This is a genomic window from Solwaraspora sp. WMMA2080 (assembly GCF_027497395.1).
GTDB lineage: Bacteria > Actinomycetota > Actinomycetes > Mycobacteriales > Micromonosporaceae > Micromonospora_E.
Genome location: NZ_CP114910.1, coordinates 2,481,790 through 2,498,574 on the forward strand (window position 1 = coordinate 2,481,790; position 16,785 = coordinate 2,498,574).

General features: G+C 69.4%; 17 protein-coding genes. 8 read left to right on the forward strand and 9 right to left on the reverse strand.

The window, feature by feature from the left end; genetic code table 11:
- Positions 1-635: 635 nt before the first annotated feature.
- Positions 636-1,151: a hypothetical protein gene (locus O7543_RS11350; RefSeq protein ID WP_281553860.1), complete on the reverse strand. Its 516-nt coding sequence runs from the start codon at positions 1,149-1,151 to the stop codon at positions 636-638.
- 261 nt (positions 1,152-1,412) lie between these two features.
- Here O7543_RS11350 and O7543_RS11355 point away from each other — a divergent pair, with 261 nt between their 5' ends.
- Entirely contained in the window at positions 1,413-2,681 is a 1,269-nt protein-coding gene (locus O7543_RS11355) for an IS4 family transposase (protein ID WP_281553859.1), read from the forward strand.
- Between the two features lie 138 nt (positions 2,682-2,819).
- On the opposite strand, the gene O7543_RS11360 is transcribed toward O7543_RS11355, so the two are convergent.
- Positions 2,820-3,377 carry a hypothetical protein gene (locus tag O7543_RS11360; protein WP_281567397.1) on the reverse strand — a complete coding sequence of 186 codons (558 nt, stop codon included), beginning with the start codon at positions 3,375-3,377 and terminating at the stop codon, positions 2,820-2,822.
- A gap of 686 nt (positions 3,378-4,063) precedes the next feature.
- Between O7543_RS11360 and O7543_RS11365 the strand changes: the two genes are divergently transcribed.
- Together O7543_RS11365 and O7543_RS11370 are read left to right on the forward strand one after the other, a co-directional pair.
- Positions 4,064-4,939 carry a helix-turn-helix transcriptional regulator gene (locus tag O7543_RS11365; protein WP_281553857.1) on the forward strand — a complete coding sequence of 292 codons (876 nt, stop codon included), beginning with the start codon at positions 4,064-4,066 and terminating at the stop codon, positions 4,937-4,939.
- A complete protein-coding gene (locus tag O7543_RS11370; RefSeq protein WP_281553856.1) occupies positions 4,936-5,136 on the forward strand; it encodes a DUF397 domain-containing protein in 201 nt (66 codons plus the stop codon). Before O7543_RS11365 ends, O7543_RS11370 begins: the two co-directional genes overlap by 4 nt.
- A gap of 340 nt (positions 5,137-5,476) precedes the next feature.
- On the opposite strand, the gene O7543_RS11375 is transcribed toward O7543_RS11370, so the two are convergent.
- From O7543_RS11375 to O7543_RS11405, 7 genes are all read right to left on the reverse strand, one after another.
- On the reverse strand, positions 5,477-5,749 hold the full coding sequence (locus O7543_RS11375) for a hypothetical protein (RefSeq protein WP_281553855.1): 273 nt from the start codon (positions 5,747-5,749) through the stop codon (positions 5,477-5,479).
- A gap of 146 nt (positions 5,750-5,895) precedes the next feature.
- Complete coding sequence (locus tag O7543_RS11380) at positions 5,896-6,243, reverse strand: hypothetical protein (RefSeq protein WP_281553854.1); 348 nt, start codon at positions 6,241-6,243, stop codon at positions 5,896-5,898.
- A gap of 222 nt (positions 6,244-6,465) precedes the next feature.
- A complete protein-coding gene (locus O7543_RS11385; protein WP_281553853.1) occupies positions 6,466-6,939 on the reverse strand; it encodes an NUDIX domain-containing protein in 474 nt (157 codons plus the stop codon).
- A gap of 360 nt (positions 6,940-7,299) precedes the next feature.
- The gene (locus tag O7543_RS11390) at positions 7,300-7,590 is read right to left on the reverse strand and encodes a hypothetical protein (protein ID WP_281553852.1); all 291 of its coding nucleotides are present in this window, start codon (positions 7,588-7,590) and stop codon (positions 7,300-7,302) included.
- 27 nt (positions 7,591-7,617) lie between these two features.
- Complete coding sequence (locus O7543_RS11395; protein WP_281553851.1) at positions 7,618-8,745, reverse strand: cystathionine gamma-lyase; 1,128 nt, start codon at positions 8,743-8,745, stop codon at positions 7,618-7,620.
- 40 nt (positions 8,746-8,785) lie between these two features.
- On the reverse strand, positions 8,786-9,790 hold the full coding sequence (locus O7543_RS11400) for an NAD(P)H-dependent glycerol-3-phosphate dehydrogenase (protein ID WP_281553850.1): 1,005 nt from the start codon (positions 9,788-9,790) through the stop codon (positions 8,786-8,788).
- Positions 9,787-10,527, reverse strand: coding sequence for a lysophospholipid acyltransferase family protein (locus O7543_RS11405; RefSeq protein WP_281553849.1), 741 nt, complete (start codon positions 10,525-10,527; stop codon positions 9,787-9,789). The genes O7543_RS11400 and O7543_RS11405 overlap by 4 nt, the downstream gene beginning before the upstream one ends.
- Before the next feature lie 148 nt (positions 10,528-10,675).
- Here O7543_RS11405 and cofC point away from each other — a divergent pair, with 148 nt between their 5' ends.
- The 5 genes from cofC (at position 10,676) to O7543_RS11430 (ending at position 16,719) form a co-directional block, all read left to right on the forward strand.
- Positions 10,676-11,401, forward strand: a complete 726-nt coding sequence (gene cofC / locus O7543_RS11410; RefSeq protein ID WP_281553848.1) for a 2-phospho-L-lactate guanylyltransferase — start codon at positions 10,676-10,678, stop codon at positions 11,399-11,401.
- Between the two features lies 1 nt (position 11,402).
- Positions 11,403-11,600, forward strand: coding sequence for a cold-shock protein (locus O7543_RS11415; RefSeq protein ID WP_123600457.1), 198 nt, complete (start codon positions 11,403-11,405; stop codon positions 11,598-11,600).
- Between the two features lie 474 nt (positions 11,601-12,074).
- Positions 12,075-14,222 carry an RNA degradosome polyphosphate kinase gene (locus tag O7543_RS11420; protein WP_281555493.1) on the forward strand — a complete coding sequence of 716 codons (2,148 nt, stop codon included), beginning with the start codon at positions 12,075-12,077 and terminating at the stop codon, positions 14,220-14,222.
- A gap of 83 nt (positions 14,223-14,305) precedes the next feature.
- Complete coding sequence (locus O7543_RS11425; RefSeq protein ID WP_281553847.1) at positions 14,306-15,835, forward strand: CYTH and CHAD domain-containing protein; 1,530 nt, start codon at positions 14,306-14,308, stop codon at positions 15,833-15,835.
- A complete protein-coding gene (locus tag O7543_RS11430; protein ID WP_281553846.1) occupies positions 15,823-16,719 on the forward strand; it encodes a bifunctional NUDIX hydrolase/histidine phosphatase family protein in 897 nt (298 codons plus the stop codon). The genes O7543_RS11425 and O7543_RS11430 overlap by 13 nt, the downstream gene beginning before the upstream one ends.
- Positions 16,720-16,785: the final 66 nt, after the last annotated feature.

Sequence of the window (16,785 nt, forward strand, 5' to 3'; positions counted from 1 at the left end):
CGCGCCCGCCGGGCGAGGTCGGGGGAGCCCGGCGGTACGCGGTTCACGTCTTCGCGCTCACGCGGCTGACCCTACTCTGCGTACCCGCCCGCCGGGCCCTGACCGGCCCCGGATCCTCCTGATGATGCAAGGAGTAACCGCCGGGTAGCTGAGGACCCGGGACCCGCGTTCGTTGGGCGGCGGGCTACCGGGGTCACGCGTCGGCGAGCCCGCCTGTCTTTGCCCCGTCGACTCCGCCCGTGGCTCCGGCTCGACTTGCCTGCGCAACTTCAGCACTGACCACGGCAGACCAGGTCTGGCACCCCCAAACTTATTGACGTGCTCATGACGCCCTGTCAAGCGCCACCCGAATTGAGGCTCCAAGATCGTTGATCCCCGCATCCGGAGACACGCCTCGTAGGCGGTGAACGCCGCCGCGACCACCGGCCAGGACAGGTCGTGATCACAGGCCGACTATACGATCGCGCAAGCGCCCTCCGCGACCACCGCTCCGGCCGCAGAGTCCACACAGTTGTTCTGCCCGTTGCTCCGGCTCGACTCGAACCACCGAGCGGCAGGAATCTCGCAAGCGTTCACTTGTCCACCTCCTTCACCGCGTCCCTGGTATCCCGCGATATCCCGCCTCGACGCCTGTTTCAGTGTTGAACCGAGTGCAACGACGAGCGTTCAATAGGAACCGCATGAGACTCCCAGGTGGCGACCGTCAAACCAATTTCGCTGCCGCTTGCCTCCAGGTAGTCTGGAATTCTCGAGCCGATATTCGCATCCACCGCGTAGTATTCAATGACTTCAGCTATCCCGGCCAGCCTTGCATCAGGCGAGAGACCCATTACCACCTTCACTCCCCCCGAGCCAAGCGCCACGGTTGCCCCAACAACGACCCATGCAGTCAACGGACCCAAAACAGACGCTACCGCATGCCAATGAACACTACGAACTCCGCGCATTACCATTATTCCGGTGTTGCCCCTCAACACATCAAAAGCTGCCCGCTGTTCAAGAAGAACGGCTGCCGTCGATCGCAGGACATCAATCCTGATATCCAGCACCTGACACTCCTGCATAAGCAAAGGAGATTGCAAAGGATCAACATCTGGGTCGATGTCCGGTACACTCGATAGCGGCTCAAGCAGAAGTTCTTGTATCAACACGGAGATATTCCTAACGTTTTTGCAGAGATGCGCGCAAACGGATCCGCCTTTCCGGCTGCCGTCTTACCGGTCACCGGATTGACCGTTTGCCCTGCCGCGTTCCGATACACAACATAGCCGTCGGGGTTTCTGGACGAAGGATCCATTACCCGAACGCTTTTCACGTTCTTGTGCACCCCAGGCGCACCCTCAGAGATATCATAGCTATGCCCATAGCCCAATGCCGTTAACTTAGTGTGGGGCGGTCTATGATCTCTGCTCGTGGCGAGGGCTGGTCAGGTCAAGGCGGGGTCGCGGGTTCGGTTGCCGGATCTGGTGGGGGTCGGGGTGTTGACGGCGGCGTTCCCGCCGGAGTCGGTGGATCTGGCGATCGAGGAGTGGGATGCGCGGGAGCAGCGGCATCGGCTGCTGCCGGCTCGGTTGATGGCGTACTACGTGATGGCGTGCGTGTTGTTTCTCGACAGCGCGTACGTGGAGGTGTGGAACAAGCTGCTGGGTGGGCTGTCGTGGGCCCGGCGGTACCGGATGCGGCGGCAGGTGGGGATGCAGCCGTCGGCGGCGGCGCTGGCCAAGGCCAGGGTGCGGTTGGGGCCGGAGGCGATGCAGGGGGTGTTGGCGACCTCGATGCGGCCGATGGTGACCGACGCGGCCGCGGCGCCGTGGGCGTACTTCCATGGGTTGCGGAAGCTGGCCGCCGACGGGTTCACCATGAATGTGGCTCGGACGCCGGAGAACGCGGCGCGTTTCGGGATGCCCTCGAACTCGGCCGGACCGGTGGGGTATCCGCAGGTCCGGGTGGTGGCGTTGGCCGAGGTCGGTACCCGCTGCCTGCAAGGCGTCGCCGTGGGCGTGCTGGCCACCGGGGAGCAGAACCTGGCCCGCACGTTGTGGCCACGGTTGGGAACCGGGGACGTGGTCGTGGCCGACCGTAACTTCCTGTCGTACGAGGACCTGACCGCGATCGTGGCCACCAGCGCGCACGCGGTACTGCGAGTCAAGGCGGGGGTGGACCTGCCGGTGCTGCAGGTCCTGGCCGACGGCTCGTATGTGTCGAGGATCGCCGACCCGCAACAGGCACGACGGCTGCGCCGCCGCAAGACGAAGGTACCCCCTGAGCAGATCCCCGGCATCAGCGTCCGGGTGATCGAGTACACGGTGGAATCCGAGCCGGACGAGCACGGCAACCGTGAGGTCAGCGAACTGTTCTGCCTGGTGACCACCCTGCTCGACCCGGACGCCTACCCCCTGCGGGATTTCCCCGAGCTCTACCACGAGCGGTGGACCCTGGAGACCGCGATCGGTGACGTGGAGACCCGGCTGCGCGGCGGCGCCGAGGTCGTCCCGCGGTCCGGGCGCCCGGACCTGGTCTACCAGGAGGTCTACGCATTGCTCTGCGTCTACCAGGCCATCCGCGCGCTGATCGTCGCCGGTGCCGAACACGCCGACCTGGACCCCGACCGCATATCGTTCACCCGCACCGTGCAGGCAGCCGCGCGTCACGTCAGTGACGACGCGGCCTTTTCCCCCTGACGACCTGGCCGATCTGGTCGCCGACGTCATCTACGAGATCACCGACGAACGCAACCTCCTACCGGCCACGCCCCGCATCCGCAGCTTCGCCCGCCAACAACGCCAACCCGGACGCCGCTACCCCCGCCAGACAGACGACTACAAGAAACCCCTACCACCCCGCACCAAGATCAGGTTGTGGGTCCTGACCAGGCCAGACACGTTAAGTTGACGGTATTGGGCCAAGTCCGGGTGGGCTGCCGCTTGAGCGGTCTTGACCTCCAGGACGTGCTTGAAGCCTGTCGCCGTGGCCATCACATGCAGGTCGACGTCCGGTAGAACCGAGGCGTACACAGCCGTGTCAGCTTGCACGGTCGGCGTAGGAAGCGGATCAGGCCACGACAGGGTGAGGTCTTCTCCGTCGACCTGCAGGGTTACCAGCGGGGCCGTTCCGCCACCGCTGAATGTCACGTCGGCAGTCGTCGCCGCCGGGGCGAGCCGGCCATCCGGCTGCGCCGCCAAATCGGTCGATACCGGCACCCACGAGTCGGTCCCGGTCCGGATCCGCTGAGGCACGACGGCCGACTCCAGCGTGCGGGTGCCGTCAGGTTCCACGTAGACCTGGGAATACTCGTCACGCTCATCGAGGGCCTCGACACGGGCGGCACAAGCACGCGCGATCCGCTCGGCCTCAGCCGACGTGGCGACCTGGTCCACGCACTGGGGCTGAGGCGGTTCGGCTTCCGCAGGCGTAGACGAGAGCACAACCACACCAGCCAGCATCAGCACGATAGCCGCCAGGGTCCGCACCCAACGTCGGTGCGGGGTACTCGAACGGGTCAGGACAGGCGGTGTCACGCTGACATCCACTAAGACTCCAGTGACTTGATCGCGGTCTTGGGCAAGTTCTGATCGAGGCAGCATCGCTACCGCTGATGCGCCGAAGCGGGCTACGTCAGTGGATGCGGTTCGGTGTCAACCAGGCCGGGACGGGGCCCTGAGTCGGCTTCGATTCGGCTCAGCGTCAGTGCGGCGGCTGTGGCTGCTGCTGCGGTCGTGATGGCCAGGCTCTGTGGCCAGCGATGTCGTGGGCGGCTCGGACGGATCGGCGGCGTCTGGGCAGCATCCACTAGGGACCCCCGTGGCTATGCGTCATGTACGTCCGACCGTAGAGATCCATGGCCGTACCTGTAAAGGGGGCATCACAATCCGCTACCACAAACCTCCCTCACCGGACATCGAGCGACACAGAGTCATCAGTCGGGTACGACCGGCCACGCGTACAACTCTGACGAAAACCCGTCGACGTTGAGCCGAGCCACCCGTCCACCGATCGACGGAGTTCATAAGTCCACTAGTGACGGCAGGATGGGTCGGGTCGAGCATCCCAGGAGGTGGTAGCCATGTCCCCGTCCGTGCTGAACTCGTCCGTACCGCGCCGACGACTGGGCCGGGAGCTGCGTCAACTGCGCGAGCGGCTGACCCAGCTGCCGCAGACGTCGGTGGCCAGCGAGTTGGAGTGGTCGGCGACGAAGCTGTGGCGGATGGAGCGCGGCGAGGTCCCGGTCCGCTCCGGCGACGTCGTGCTGCTCTGCGAGTTGTACGGCGTCGACGAGGAGACCACCGAGATCCTTGCCGCGTTGGCGACCAAGACCCGGGAGAAGGGCTGGTGGCACGACTACGCCAGCCTGCCGTCCTGGTTCGAGCTGTACGTGGGCCTGGAGGAGGCCGCCAGCCGGATCCGCGTCTACCAGAGCCAGCTCATCCCGGGCGTGCTGCAGACCCGGGAGTACGCCACCGCAGTATTCACCAAGGACGTCGACGGCGTGCCCCGTCACCAGATCGCCGACCGGGTCGCGGTGCGGCTGGGCCGAGCCCGGCTGCTGACCCGGCTGGAGCCGCAGGCGCCGGAGTTCGACATCGTCGTCGACGAGGCGGTGCTGCGTCGCGTGGTCGGGTCGCGCCAGGTCATGGCGACACAGGTGCGTCGGCTCGCCGACGCCGGCCGGCTGCCGAACGTCTCCGTCCGGGTCCTGCCGTTCTCGTCCGACCTGCACGCCGGGGTGCTGACCGGCGGACTGTTCACCATCCTGGACTTTCCCGAGCAGTACGAACCCACCACCGTCTACCAGGAGTCGATCACCGGCGCGCTCTTCCTCGACAAGCAGGCCGAGAGCGACCGGTACGCTTGGGTCTACCACGACATCCGGTCGGCCGCCTTGAGCGAGGCCGAGTCGCGGGCGCTGCTGCTGGACACGGCGAAGGAGTACGAGCCATGACCGACCTGACCGGCGTCACTTGGCGCAAGAGCAGCCGATCCAACAGCCAGGGCGATTGTGTCGAGGTCGCCGACGGGCTGGCCGGCGTGATCGGCGTACGCGATTCCAAGGACCCCACCGGCCCGGTCCTGACCATCTCCCCCGCCAACTGGTCGGCCTTCCTCACCGCCACCAAGACCGGCACCCTCACCGCCTGACTGCACACCGCCTGCACCCCGCCGGGGTCCAAACCGCACCTCGGTGGACTCGTCGCTGACCAGAACAGTCTCGCCGGGTAGCGACCAGTTGCCGGAGTCGGCGCGTCGGTGCATCAGCCCCCGACCGCGACCGCCGGTGACGATCGCCGCACCGCCAGGGACGATCCCGGTCGCCCTCGGCGCGGCCGGGTCACGGTAATAGTCACGCTGGCGAGTCACGACACCTCACGATGCGGTACGGAGTGCAGGTCTGAGCCAAGTCGGGTTACTGCTCCCCACGGGAGTCGGCCAACACCTGCGCCAGATCGGTCACCAACCCGACCACCTTTCCCACAATGCTTCAGCGGCGCCACCCCATCCGCCACAGGTCGGATATCAGATGGCGCAAAAATGGCAGCTGCCCATCGATCTGCATTCCACCGTTTTTCCGTATCAATGCAGAGAATCTTGTCAGCGGAATAAACGCCGTCGCGAACGCAATTACACCCCCAAAGACACAACCCGCCACCATGATGCCAATGACCTCAGACGCGACTACCAGCTCCAATATTGCAATCAGGAATAGACCAGCCAGGAAGCACACCAAGAAGCCCCTGATCCCCCAAATCATCATCCTATACATAGTCGTGCTACGATATTCGCTACCATGGAGATCTGACATCGAGTTTCACCACCATTTCCAGCGCTTGATAATCCAGGTTTTAGCTACACCACCCTTACCGAAGGACACGCCGTCCGACACCTATCGCAAACACTCACTCAAGGCCTGGGTCGCCACCTGTTGAAGGCAAAGAGGTCGCGCACGACCATGCCGAACAGATTTGGCCCACGTTCAAATATGTCCATGTCCGCAAAGTACGATGTTTCTTCAACGCGACGGCACATCGGACGGATAGAAAACATCCCCAAAAAGATTCCGAGACCGACCGTCAAGATCAGTGCGAAGAAAACTGACATCAGCACCTCCACCGGCCCTTCCAGTAACAACGCCAGAATCACGGCAAAGATGACCAAGAATGCAAGCAGAAAGAGCCGCATGATGATCAACGCACGCCAGTAGGCCCAAGCTCCGCGCACACGCCAAGCAGGATCATCCGAGGAACTCACCGCTCAACCCACCTCCCAACTCGAGTGGACGGCTCGGACGGGACGGCAGCACACATGGACAGCATCCACTTGGGACCCGCGTGGCTATTGTGCATGTCCGTCCGACACTAGAGATCCACCCCATACCTGTAAAGGCGGTATCACTAGCCGCTAACACAATCCGGTCACCAGCCGGCAGCTGGACCAGCCCGCTGACTCAGCGTCGCCTGCCCTCGCCCCCTTCTATCCGAGGTACGGAGTGTCGCGCTGCTCAGCGTGGTGCCGCAGCCGCAGCCGTACCGTGTCGTGGATGGGAATGTCCGCGAACTCGGCAGGATCGACGAACCGCACCTCGGTGGACTCGTCGCTGACCAGAATCGTCCCACCAACGATCCGACCGAGGTAGGTGACGGTGAACTCCTGACGCACCTCGCCGTCCGCGTACGCGTTCACGTGCGCCGGGTCGGTGTAGACGCCGAGCAGCGCGGTGATCTCGATGTCGAGGCCGGTCTCCTCCTTCACTTCTCGGAGGACGCACTGTTGCAGTGTCTCGCCGACCTCCATCGTGCCGCCAGGCAGCGACCAGTTGCCGGAGTCGGCGCGTCGGTGCATCAGCACCCGACCGCGATCATCGGTGACGATCGCCGAACCTCCCGGGACGATCCTGTTCGCCCTCGGCGCGGCCGGGTCGCGGTAATAGTCACGGCGGCGAGTCACGACGCCTTCAGAGGTCGCGGTCCATCCGACGCGGGAGTACGGGAATCTTCTCGCCGGCCCCTGCCCCAGGCCAGCCATGAGCAGTAAATCGCCAACGTGCCGCCGCAGATGACTACCCCAAGCCCAGCGAGGAAGAAGAGGAGCGCCACAGTGCCGTCTGCGAACCTCGCGGCTTGCAGCAGAATAATTCCTATCCCCGGAAAGAGGTACATCAATCCGAGATCTCGGCGCTGAAAGCCAGCTAGCACTGGCACACCTCCGATAAGGAGGATAACGAAGCCCGCCCCGATGAGGCTGGTCCCCAGGAGCAGTGTAGCTACCACTAACAGGCTCGACATGACCGCACCTCTATCCCAGATTTCACCAGTACCGTGCGTCCAACGCGTCCTTGAGCATCGACGCATCGAGGTCGAGCATCGGCATCCTCCATTCGAAGTGGGCCAGGTAGCGCAGCGGCAACGTCACGATCAGCCCGAACACGATGACGATTGGCAACACGAACCAGACCTGCGGCCAGATGAAGATGCAGGGCAACGCCACGGCCATCGACCGCAGAAACCAGACGCTCAGCCGGTAGACCGCCAGTCGCCGGTAGCCGGACGGCGGACCGCCACGCGGCTCCTGCTCCATCACCCGGATCCCGCTTCCCACGCGCTGGCTCCCACGGGACCGAGTCTGTCAGGTAGCGTCCAGGGTGGCGGTGATGTCGCGTACCAGGTCCATGGTGTCCTCGATGCCGCAGGAGAGCCGGACGAAGCCCGGTGGCGTGTCGTCACCCCACTGGGCCCGCCGGTCGGCGGCCGTGTGCAGCCCACCGAACGACGTGGCCGCCGAGACCAGCGTCGACGCGGTCAGGAACCGGCCGACCCGGTCGGCGTCGCCCAGGTCGAACGACACGATCCCCGGGATGCGCCGCATCTGGGCGACCGCGACCGCGTACGACGGATCGGTCGGCAGGCCGGGCCAGCGTACGCCGGTGACGTCACGACGCCCGACCAGCGCGGCGGCGACCGCTTCCGCGTTGGCTGACTGGCGGGCCAGCCGCAGGTCCAGTGTGGCCAGGGACCGGTGGGCGAGCCAGCAGTCGAACGGGCCCGGCACCGACCCGGTAAGTTTGCGCCACCGCTTCGCATCGGCCAGCGCCGCCGCCGAACGGGTGGCCAGGTAGCCGAGCAGCAGATCCGAGTGACCGGTCAGCGCCTTGGTGCCGGAGGCGACCACGATGTCCGCACCCAGGTCCAGCGGACGCTGCCCGAGCGGGGTGGCGGCGGTGTTGTCGACCGCGACCAGCGCGCCGGCTTGGTGCGCCGCCGCCGCGAGCGCGGCGACGTCGCAGACGTCCAGGCCCGGGTTGGCCGGGGTCTCCAGCAGCACCAGTCGCACCCCGGCGAAATCCGGGTACGGCCCGGCGGTCGGCATCAGCCGCACGGTCACGCCGATCGGCTCCAGCACCGTGGCGGCCAGCGCCCGCACCGTGAAGTAGCCGTCGGCGGGCAGCAGCACCGTGTCGCCGGGGCGCAGCGTGGTCAGCAGCAGCGCGGTGATCGCCGCCTGACCGCTGGCGAAGACGAGCGTGTCGCCGCCTTCCAGGTCACCGATGGCCGATTCGAGCGCCCGCCGGGTCGGGTTGTCCTCCCGAGCGTAGCCGTCGCGGTCCGGCGACGGCCCGGTCACCGGGTCCAGGTGGTACGGGGCGGCGAACACCGGGCCGGGCAGGAACGGCTGGCCGGGGATCGGCTCGGGCAGCCCGGCGGCGACGCACCGGGTGCCGTCGCCGTACCCCGGGTGGCGGGAAGTAGCGGTCATGGCCTTCATCCTGACCAAGGTCGCCGGCCGGCGGCAGAGCCTATTCCGGTTTCGTGGCCCGCGTCATCAGCAGCGTCAACGCGGTGCGCGGGTCCAGGCCCTCGTGGCAGATCCGCTCGACCTGCTCGGTGATCGGCATCTCCACCCCGTGCGCGCGGGCCAGGTCCCGGATCGACAGGCAGCTCTTTACCCCTTCGGCGGTCTGCCGGGTGGCGGCCTGCGCCTGTTCCAGGGTCTCCCCCCGGCCCAGGTGCTCGCCGAACGTCCGGTTGCGTGACAGCGGCGACGAGCAGGTGGCGACCAGGTCACCGAGGCCGGCCAGCCCGGAGAAGGTCAGCGGGTCGGCGCCGAGCGCCACGCCCAGCCGGGCCGTCTCGGCCAGCCCCCGGGTGATCAGGGTGGCCTTGGTGTTGTCGCCGAGGCGCATCGCGGTGGCGATGCCGTACGCCAGGGCGATCACGTTCTTCACCGCCCCGCCCAGCTCGCAGCCGATCACGTCGTCGTTGGTGTACGGCCGCAGGTAGCCGGTGAGCATCGCCTGCTGTACGGCGGCCGTGCGCGCGGTGTCGGTGCCGGCGACGACGCTGGCGGCCGGCTGCTCGGCGGCGATCTCGGCGGCCAGGTTGGGGCCGGAGACCACCACGACCCGGTCCGGGCCGACCCCGGTGGTCTCGACGATCACCTCGCTCATCCGCTTGGTGGTGCCGAGTTCGATCCCTTTCATCAGGCTGACCAGGGTCGCGTCGGGGCCGACGTGCGCGACCCAGTCGCCCAGGTTGCCGCGCAGCGTCTGCGACGGTACGGCGAGCACGACCAGCCCCGCGCCCTTGATCGCCTCGGCGGCGTCGCTGGTGGCGGTGACCCGGTCGGGCAGCCGCACCGCGGGCAGGTAGTCGGGGTTGGTGCCGTACTCGCGGATCGCGGCGGCGACCTGCTCGCGCCGGGCCCAGAGGACCACGTCGGCCCCGGCGTCGGCGAGCACCTTGGCGTACGCGGTCCCCCACGAGCCGGCGCCCAGGACGACGGCCCGGCCGGTCCCGGTCACTGTCCCGGCTCCGGGGCGCCGGTGGTCCGGTTGTTGCGGCGGGCACTCGGGGTGTACAGCGGCGGGGCCTCGCCGCCCCGAATCTCGGCGACCATGTCCCGCAGTCGCAGCATGATGGTCTCGGTGATCTCCTCCAGCACCGCCCGGGTCGGCTCGACCCCGGCCCATCTGCTCAGGTCGAGAGGTTCACCGGCGACGACGGTCACCTTCCGGCCGGGCAGCAGGTTCAGTTTCCCGGTCCGCGGGTCGTACATCTGCTGCGGACCCCACATCGCCACCGGCACGACCGGGGCACCGGTGGTCAACGCCAGGCGGGCCGCGCCGGTCTTGCCGCGCATCGGCCACAGGTCCGGCTCGCGGGTGGTGGTCCCCTCCGGGTAGATCACCACCGCGCCGCCTTCGTCGACGCCGACGATTGCCGCCTCCAGCGACTTGATCGCGTCGACGCTGCCCCGGTGCACCGGGATCTGCTTCACCTTGAGCAGCCAGCGCCCGATGACCGGGATGGTGAACAGGCTGGCCTTGCCGAGGAACCGGGGCCAGCGGCCCGTCTCGTAGAGGAAGTGACCGATGACCATCGGGTCGGCGTGCGACATGTGGTTGGCGACGACGATCACCCCACCGGTGCCGGGAATGTGCTGCATCCCGGACCAGTTCCGCTTCGTCCATACGAGCAGGGTCGGTTTGACCACCATCACGATGAAGCGTCGCCAGAAGCCCAGTTTCCGCCGCGCCACCCGATCCTCCTCGTCACCGCACCCTGGCCACCACCCTGGCCACCACCGGGTCACCGCACCCGACCGCCGTCTTGCCGACCGACGCAGCGAATCATGCCCTGTCCGACCCGGCCAGAGCCAATGCGAGCCCAGCCGGCAGGATGGAGCGGTGCGGAACGCGACCTGGTCGGTGGTGCTGCCGGTCAAGCGGCTCGCGGTGGCGAAGAGCCGGCTGCGGGGCGCGCTCGACGGCGTACCGCATGAGGAGCTGGCGCTGGCCCTGGCCCGCGACACCGTCGCCGCCGCGCTGGCCTGCCCGCTGGTCGCCGAGGTGGTGGTGGTCACCTCGGATCCGGCGGCCACCGCCGCGTTGGGCGCGCTCGGGGCCCGTACCGTCGCCGACCCGGAGCTCGCCGCCCCAGACCTAGCCGCCCCAGACCTCGGGGCACCGGAGGTGAGCGGGCTGAACGCGGCGGTGGCGCACGGGGCCGCGACTGTCGGCGGCAGCCGGCCGGTCGCCGCGTTGACCGCGGACCTGCCGGCGTTGCGGCCGGCGGAGCTGGCCGCCGCCCTCGACACCGACACCGCCAGCGCCGTCGACACCGCAGGCACCAGGGCCCGCCGCTGGTTCGTGCCGGACGCCGCCGGCACCGGCACGGTGCTGCTGGCGGCCGCCGTCGGCACCGCGCTGCGGCCGGGTTTCGGCGCCGGATCGGCGGTACGGCATCAACGGTCGGGTGCCGTCCGGCGCGGCGGGGACTGGCCGACGCTGCGCCGCGACGTGGACACCGCCGCCGATCTCGCCGACGCGGCCCGGCTCGGCCTGGGTCGGCACACCGCCGCGCTGTACGCCAGCGGGTACCGTGCTGACATGCGGCAGAGGTCGGTGAGCTGAGATGCAGGGCACGGTGGCGACCTTCGATCCGGCGACCCGCAGCGGCACGGTGCTGCTCGACGACGGGGCGGAGCTGGCGTTCCCGGCGGCCGCGTTCGACGCTTCCGGGTTGCGGCTGCTGCGGCTGGGTCAGCGGGTACGCATCGAGCGTGACGAGTCCGGGCACGTCAACCGCGTTACGTTGCCCACATTCGGCTAGCTGGAGCCGGGCGAATTCATGCCAAGTTCACCGTGATCAGGTCATGATTACCGGGTGACGCCCGCCCCCTCCAGGCGCGCCGCCGCCCGTCCGCGCCGCGCAGCCGACCAGCCCACCGCTGACCAGCCCGCCGGCACCGGCCAGTCTGCCGCCGACCAGCCCGCAGCCGACGGCGGCGCGACCGCGACGCCACGGCCGGCCCGCCGTCAGTCGTCGAACGGCACCGCCCGCCAGGCATCGGCCGGCACGGCCCGCAAGTCGACGCCCGGCACCGCCCGGAGATCCACGGCCGGCAGCGCCCGCAAGTCAGCCGGCGGCACCGCCCGCCGACGCACCAAGGCGGCGCCGGACGCGGCGCCACAGGCGGCACCGGAGACCGCTGGGCCGGAGGCGGTAGCCGCGCCGGAGACCACCGAGCCGGCGCCGCAGGCGGTGGCCGAGTCCGCGACCGACGCACCGGCCACGCCGCTGCCGCTGCAGGCCCCCGACCCGGCCAACCCGGTGTCGGACACCGCCGAACCAGCCGAGCCGGACGAGCCGGCCACCCTGGCCCGCCAGCCGCTGCCCGACGACCGGTTCCTCAACCGGGAGCTGTCCTGGCTCGACTTCAACGCCCGGGTGATCGAGCTGGCCGAGGACCCGCAGACGCCGCTGCTGGAGCGGGCCAAGTTCCTGGCCATCTTCGCCAGCAACCTCGACGAGTTCTTCATGGTCCGCATCGCCGGACTGAAGCGCCGGCTGCAGGCCGGGCTGCCGGTACGCGGCGGCGACCGGCTGCCGCTGCGTACCCAGTTGGAGCTGATCGCGGCGAAGACCGCCGGCCTGGTCGCCCGGCACGCCCGCTGCTTCACCGAGGAGGTCCGGCCCCGGCTGGCCGCCGAGGGCATCCACCTGATCCGGTGGAGCGATCTGAGCACCGGTGAGCGGGAAGGGCTGCGCACCTACTTCCGCGAGCACATCTTCCCGGTGCTGACCCCGCTGGCCGTCGACCCGGCGCACCCGTTCCCGTACATCTCCAGCCGGTCGTTGAACCTGGCCGTCGCGGTCCGTGACCCGGACGGCGGTCCGGAGCTGTTCGCCCGGATCAAGGTGCCGAACAACGTGCCCCGGTTCGTGGTGGTCAGCCAGGAAGGGCTGGGCGCCCGGTTCCTGCCGGTCGAGGATCTGATCGCCGCCCAGCTCGGCCAGCTGTTCTCCGGGATGCAGGTGGTGGAGTGCCACCTGTTCCGGGTGACCCGCAACGCCGACTTCGAAGTCGACGAGGACCGCGACGAGGATCTGCTGCAGTCGCTGGAGCGGGAGCTCGCCCAGCGACGGTTCGGCCCGCCGGTGCGGCTGGAGGTGGCCGCCTCCATCTCCGACCACATGCTCGACCTGCTGGTCCGCGAGCTGGACATGGACAGCCACGACGTGCTGCGGGTGCCGGGGCTGCTGGACCTGTCCGCGTTGTGGCAGGTGTACGAGAGCTCCGACCGGCCGGACCTCAAGGACCGCCCGTTCGTGCCGGCCACCCACCCGCGGCTGGTCGAGGGCGAGGTGCCGCGCAGCGTCTTCGCCACCCTGCGCGACGGCGACATCCTGGTGCACCACCCGTACCACTCGTTCTCCACCAGCGTGCAGCGGTTCATCGAGCAGGCGGCGGCCGACCCGCTCGTCCTGGCGATCAAGCAGACGCTGTACCGCACCAGCGGTGACTCGCCGATCGTCGACGCGCTGATCGAGGCGGCCGCCGCCGGCAAGCAGGTGGTGGTGCTGGTCGAGGTGAAGGCCCGGTTCGACGAGCAGGCCAACATTGGCTGGGCGCGGATGCTGGAACGGGCCGGCTGTCACGTCGTGTACGGCCTGGTCGGGCTGAAGACCCACTGCAAGACCGCCCTGGTGGTACGCCAGGAAGGCAACCAGATCCGCCGCTACTGCCACATCGGCACCGGCAACTACCACCCGAAGACAGCCAGGCTGTACGAGGACTTCGGCATGCTGACCGCCGACCCGGAGGTCGGCGCCGACCTGACCGACCTGTTCAACGTGTTGACCGGCTACAGCCGGCAGACCGCGTACCGGCGGCTGCTGGTCGCCCCGCACGGGGTGCGCAGCGGGCTGATCGAGCGGATCGGGCGGGAGGTCGCCCACGTCCGCGAGGGCCGGGGCGGGCTGGTCCAGATCAAGGTGAACTCGCTGGTCGACGAGGAGCTGGTGGACGCGCTGTACCGGGCGTCGCAGGCCGGCGTACAGGTGGATCTGCTGATCCGGGGGATGTGCACGCTGCGGCCCGGGGTGCCGGGGCTGTCGGACAACATCCGGGTCCGGTCGATCCTCGGCCGGTTCCTGGAGCATTCCCGGGTGTTCCGGTTCGGCAACGACGGCGACGTCGAGTTCTGGATCGGCTCCTCCGACCTGATGCACCGCAACCTGGACCGCCGGGTGGAGGCGCTGGTGCAGGTGACCGACCCGGTGGCCCGCGCCGAGCTGGACCAGCTGATGAGCGACGCGTTCAGCCCGGACTGCGAGTCGTTCGAGCTGCACCCCGACGGCACCTGGAGCCGGCACCGGTCGACCGACGAACGGCCGCTGGTGCATCTGCAGGAGCGGCTGCTCCGGCGATTCATCGGCACCGGCAAATAGCTCCTGCTGTCACCGGCGGTCGGCGGGCCGGCAGCACCCTGTCGACAGCGGCGACCTCGGGCCGGCGGCGCTAGGCTGGCCCGATGGTGGAGGAGGAACGCAAGTACGAGGTCGAGCCGGGTTTCACCGTGCCGGACCTGTCCGGCTGTCTGCCGGACGGTGGCCGGCTGGTGCAGCAGCCGGCGGTGAAGCTGACCGCCACCTACTACGACACCCCGGATCTGCGGCTGGCCCGCGCCGGGGTGTCGCTGCGCCACCGGGTGGGCGACTCGAAGCCGTGGACGGTGAAGCTGCCCGCCGACGCCCCGGGCGTACGGCATGAGATCAGCCGGTCCGGTAAGCGCGGCAAACCGCCGACGGAGCTGGTGTGGCTGGTCACCGCGTACTCGCGGGGGGTGGAGCTGACGCCGGCCGCGACGGTGCGCACGGTACGCACGGTGCTGGAGTTGCGCGACGCCGACGAAGCGCTGCTGGTGGAGCTGGCCGACGACGCGGTGTCGGTGTTGGACGGCAAGACGGTCCGGTCGCGGTTCCGCGAGGTGGAGGTCGAGCTGAAGGCCGCCAAGCGGTCGCTGCTGGACCGGGTCGAGGCCGACCTGGTCGCGGCGGGGGCGACCGCCGGCGGGTTCACCCCGAAGCACGTACGGGCGTTGGGTGCGGCCGCCGCCGGTCCGGCGGAGCTGCCGGCGGTCGAGGACCTGCCGGCCAAGCCGACCGCCGCCGACGTGGTCACCCGGGCGGTCCGCGACGGCGTCGCCCGGATCCTGGCGCACGACCCGCTGGTACGGCTGCACGCCCCGGTCGGCGACGACGACACCGCCGTGCACCAGATGCGGGTGGGCTGTCGACGGCTGCGCAGCGACCTGCGGACCTTCCGGGCGTTGGTGGACCGCGAGTGGGCGGGTGCGCTGCGCGACGAACTGAAGTGGGTCGCCGGGGTGCTCGGCGGTGCCCGCGACGCCGAGGTGCTGCGGGACCGGTTGCGGCGTACCGCCGGGGCGGACCCGTTGGCGCCGCTGCCGTCGGCGGCGGTCGAGCTGATCGACGCGACGCTCGCCGACCGGCAGGCCGCGGCACTGGCCGAGGTGGACGCGGCGCTGCGCTCGGACCGGTACGTTGCCCTGGTGGAGATGCTGGTGCAGGCGGCCCGGGAGCCGCGACTGACCGGGGCTGCGTCCGGCCCGGCGACCGAGGTGCTGCCCCGGCTGGTGGCCAAGCCGTGGCGTCGGCTGGCGTACGGCGGCAGCGGCGTGGACGGTGCCGCCGATCTGACCCTGGACGCCTCCGACGAACGCTGGCACGCGGTGCGGATCAACGGCAAGAAGGCCCGGTACGCGGTGGACGCGGTGGCGCCGGTGATCGGCGGTGGGGCGGCGAAGCTGGCCAAGGCGTTGTCGAAGGTGCAGAACCTGCTCGGCGAGCACCAGGACGCGGCGGTGGCCGCCGAGACCTGGCAGGGGGTGCTGGCCGAGCATCCGGACGACCACGAGTTGGCGATGACCGTCGGCCGGTTGGTCGAGCGGGAGCGGGCCGCGATCCGGGCGGCGCGGGCCGAGTTCGCCGCCGCCTGGGAGCGGGCGTCGGCGGGGCAGCGGACGAAGTGGCTGCCGTGACCGAGGTCCGGGCCGCCGGCGGGGTGGTGTGGCGCACCGACGACACCGGGGCGGTGCAGGTGTGTCTGGTGCACCGGCCCCGGCACGACGACTGGTCGCTGCCGAAGGGCAAACTGGAGCCGGCGGAGCATCCGTTGGCGGCGGCGGTCCGGGAGGTCGGTGAGGAGACCGGGATTCGGGCGGTGCCGCAGGTGCGGCTGCCGTCGATCCGTTACACCATGCCGGACGGCAACCTGAAGGTGGTCGACTACTGGTCGATGCGGGCGGTGGAGGCGTCGGCCGGGCCGGTGCCGGTCGACGCCGCCGACGAGGTTGACGAGTTGTGCTGGCTGCCGTTGGCGCAGGCGCGGCAGCGGTTGACGTACCGGCACGACGTCGGGGTGCTGCACGGGTTCGCGCAGCTGCCGCCGGTGACCGCGACGCTCACCCTGGTGCGGCACGCGCACGCCGGCAGCCGGGACACCTGGCCGGGTCCGGACAGCGCCCGCCCGTTGGACACCGCCGGGCTGCGGCAGGCGCGGGCGTTGGCGGCGATGCTGGTGCTGACCGGGCCGCGTCGGGTGCTGTCGGCGTCGCCCCGGCGGTGTGTGCAGACGGTCGTCCCGCTGGCGCAGGCGCTGGATCTGCCGGTCGAAGTGGAGTCGGTGTTCGACGAGCCGGCCGCCGGCCAGCAGCCGGACGAGAACGCGTTGGCGGCGGCGGGCCGGCTGACCGAGCTGGCGGCGGCCGGTACGCCGGCCGCGGTGTGCAGTCAGGGCAAGGTGATCCCGGCCGCGTTGACGGTGCTGACCCGGCGGGCGGCGGCGGATCACCGTACCGCGAAGGGCGGCGGCTGGTTGTTGTCGTTCGCCGGGGAGCGGCTGGTCGGCGCGGACCGGCTCTAGCGGCTCTGTCGCATGTACGAAGGCGCCCACCGCCGGTACGCGGTGGGCGCCTTCGCGCTGGTGGTG